Origin of the sequence: uncultured Neisseria sp. (assembly GCF_951230505.1) — a bacterium.
GTDB lineage: Bacteria > Pseudomonadota > Gammaproteobacteria > Burkholderiales > Neisseriaceae > Neisseria.
Window position 1 is genome coordinate 1 of the sequence record NZ_CATNVN010000184.1, and the last position, 3383, is coordinate 3383.

At 47.6% G+C, this 3383-nt stretch carries 2 protein-coding genes and 1 tRNA gene; all 3 read left to right on the plus strand.

Going from position 1 to position 3383, the window contains the following annotated elements:
* Positions 1–120: 120 nt before the first annotated feature.
* Positions 121–1782, plus strand: a complete 1662-nt coding sequence (locus tag Q1M25_RS09090; protein ID WP_300483973.1) for an electron transfer flavoprotein-ubiquinone oxidoreductase — start codon at positions 121–123, stop codon at positions 1780–1782.
* 83 nt (positions 1783–1865) lie between these two features.
* Complete coding sequence (gene folP, locus Q1M25_RS09095) at positions 1866–2720, plus strand: dihydropteroate synthase (protein WP_300483975.1); 855 nt, start codon at positions 1866–1868, stop codon at positions 2718–2720.
* A gap of 93 nt (positions 2721–2813) precedes the next feature.
* Positions 2814–2889: transfer RNA gene (locus Q1M25_RS09100), tRNA-Ile, on the plus strand.
* The last annotated feature ends 494 nt before the right edge of the window (positions 2890–3383 follow it).

The window sequence follows — 3383 nt, forward strand, 5'->3', positions numbered from 1 at the left end:
AGTAAAGGCCGTCTGAAATTTGAGTAAAGTTTCAGACGGCCTTTTGTTGTATTTGGTAACTATATGTCCAGGCTGTATAATTAGCGGATTAAATTGAATAATGACAATACAGGAACCACTATGACAGAAACCATCGAGCGCGACAGTATGCAATACGATGTCGTGATTGTCGGCGCAGGCCCGTCGGGTTTGTCTGCCGCCATCAAACTCAAGCAGCTTGCCGAAAAGAATGGACGCGAAATCAGCGTTTGCGTGGTGGAGAAGGGTTCGGAGGCCGGTGCGCACTCGCTGGCCGGTGCCATCATCGATCCGATTTCTTTGAATGAGCTGATTCCTGATTGGAAAGAAAAAGGCGCGCCGCTGACGCGTACAGTGACGAAGGACAGGGTTTTGTTCCTGACCGAGAAAAAAGCCTTCAACTTGCCGGTTACCCCGAATTTCGACAACCATGCGAACTATATTGCCAGCTTGGGCGAAGTCGTGCGCTGGCTGGCGGAGCAGGCGGAAAATTTGGGCGTGGAAATCTATCCGGGCTTTGCCGCCGCCGAAGTGCTTTATCACGAAGACGGTTCGGTCAAAGGCATTGCGACCGGCAATATGGGCGTGGGCAAAGACGGCGAACCGACCGATTCATTCCAGCCCGGCATGGAACTTTGGGCGCAGCAAACCATATTTGCCGAAGGTTGTCGCGGCTCGCTTTCCAAACAAGTCATCGAACGTTTCCAACTCGACCAAAACAGCGAGCCGCAAACTTATGGCTTGGGCATTAAAGAAATTTGGGAAGTGCCGTCTGAAAAACATCAGCCCGGTTTGGTCATGCACAGCGCAGGCTGGCCGTTGGACAGCAAAACCTACGGCGGCTCGTTTATTTATCACTTTGACGAAAATAAAGTTGCTGTCGGCTTTGTGGTCGGTTTGGATTATCAAAACCCTTATCTGTCGCCGTTTGAAGAGTTCCAACGTTTCAAAACCCATCCTGAAATCCGCAAAACCTTTGAAGGCGGCCGCCGTATCGCTTATGGCGCGCGTTCGCTGATTGAAGGCGGTTTGCAAAGCCTGCCGAAACTCTCGTTCAAAGGCGGAGTTTTGGTCGGCGATGCCGCAGGTTTCCTGAATATGCCACGCATCAAAGGCATTCATACCGCGATGAAATCCGCCATGCTCGCCGCAGAAGCCGTGTTTCCTATGTTGGAAAATCTCGAAGAAGTGGAAAGCTTTGACAGCGGCAAAGAAGCGGCCGATTATCAGCAACGCTTTGAACAAAGCTGGCTGTATCAAGAGCTTTACGCCGCGCGCAATGTCCGTCCGTCATTCAAATGGGGCGTTTACCTCGGCTCAATCTATACCGGCATCGACCAAATGATTTTCAGAGGCAAAGCCCCGTGGACCTTGAAACATCACGGCAAAGACAACGAGCAGCTCAAAAAAGCCGCCGAATGCAAGCCGATTGATTATCCGAAGCCCGATGGCGTTTTGACCTTCGACCGTTTGAGCAGCGTCTTCCTTGCCAACCTTGCGCACGAAGAAAACCAGCCCGACCATTTGGTACTGAAAAATCCGCAGGTCATGATAGATGTAAACTACAAAGAATACGCCTCGCCCGAAACCCGCTATTGTCCGGCCGGCGTGTATGAAATCGTCGAAGAAAACGGCAGTCCGCGTCTGCAAATTAATGCCGCTAACTGTGTTCATTGCAAAACGTGCGACATCAAAGACCCGACGCAAAACATCACTTGGATTTGCCCTGAAGGCGCGAGCGGACCGAATTACGGCGGAATGTAATTTATTGTTTTGAAGTCAAAACCTAAAGGCGTCTGAAAAGTTTCAGACGGCCTCTATCCTATTATTTCATCAATGGAAGCATTATGAACACGCACATTTGGCAGGCAGGCCGATTTGAAATCGCCTTAGACAAACCCAAAATCATGGGCATCGTCAATCTAACCCCCGATTCATTTTCCGATGGCGGCACCTATTCGCAAAATGTCTCAACAGCATTGGCACATGCCGAGCAGCTACTGAAAGACGGTGCGGATATTCTCGATATCGGCGGCGAATCTATGCGCCCGGGTTCGGATGATGTTTCTCTCGGAGAAGAAGAATGGGCCAGGGTACAGCCGGTTTTGGCGGAAGTGGCCAAGTGGAATGTTCCCGTCAGCTTGGATACGCGCCACACGGCAATCATGGAAAAAGCCTTGGCGCAAGGCGGCGTCGATATTATCAACGACGTTGCCGCATTGAGTGATGAAGGCGCAGTCGCATTATTGGCTCAACAGCCGACGACAGGCGTGTGTCTCATGCACATGCAGGGTTTGCCCAAAACCATGCAGCTTAATCCGCAATATCAAGATGTCGTCGAAGAAGTCGCGCGTTATTTAAAAGCACGCGCGGCAGAATGCGTTCAAGCAGGCATTGCCCCTGAACGTATCACGCTAGACCCCGGCTTCTGTTTCGGCAAAAACCTGCAACACAACATTACCCTGATACAACATTTGCCTGAGTTGATGGACGCAACCGGATTCCCACTCCTGATCGGCATATCGCGCAAGAGTATGATTGGCGAGCTGACAGGCGAACAAGATGCCGCCAAACGCGTACACGGCAGCGTCGCAGCCGCTTTGGCCACTGTCGCCCGAGGCGCGCAAATCATCCGTGTTCACGATGTCAAAGCAACGGCTGATGCCTTGAAAGTTTGGGAAGCATTGGGCGTATCGGCATAATGCCCGAATAGAAAACCAACAGGTCGTCTGAAACATTTGCCCGGCATCTTGAACAAGCAACAAGTTATGCTATAATCCGCTTCTACTCTTGACGGGTCTGTAGCTCAGGGGTTAGAGCAGGGGACTCATAATCCCTTGGTCGTGGGTTCGAAACCCACCGGACCCACCAAATATTAAAAATGCCCGAGGCTTTTGGCTTCGGGCATTTTTGTATTTATTGGTTTGTGAAGGGTTGGAATATAATGTCGAGTATAGCAATTCGGTTATGTCGTCCAATATGTTTTTTAGGGAAAATTCTTTTTAAAAAAGAAGGAGTAGTTTGGTGGAGTTATTGCCTTATTTTCTGTTTTGTTTAGTATTTTTGTATTTTATTGCAATAATAATTAATTCAGTAATGGTATATAAAATATTAAAATCAGAAGGGGTAGATATAGGTTTTTTTGAATATCTATTTATTGGAAGTATGCAATTTAAATTTTTCAGAGTGCTGTTTGGAATACAAAAAAATATCCAATAAATTTTATCTGAAAATATTAAGAATAAATTTTACGGTTGCTATGATTATTCTTATTTTATGTTTTTCTATTGTCTTATATACGACATATTTAGTATAAAATTTAACCTATCGATTAAAAGTCAGCTATTTAAGTTGTAGAGTGTTTT

Coding starts and splice junctions, on each gene's coding strand:
- Q1M25_RS09090 (WP_300483973.1), top strand. CDS start 121: ATGACAGAAACCATCGAGCGCGACAGTATGCAATACGATGTCGTGATT.
- folP (WP_300483975.1), top strand. CDS start 1,866: ATGAACACGCACATTTGGCAGGCAGGCCGATTTGAAATCGCCTTAGAC.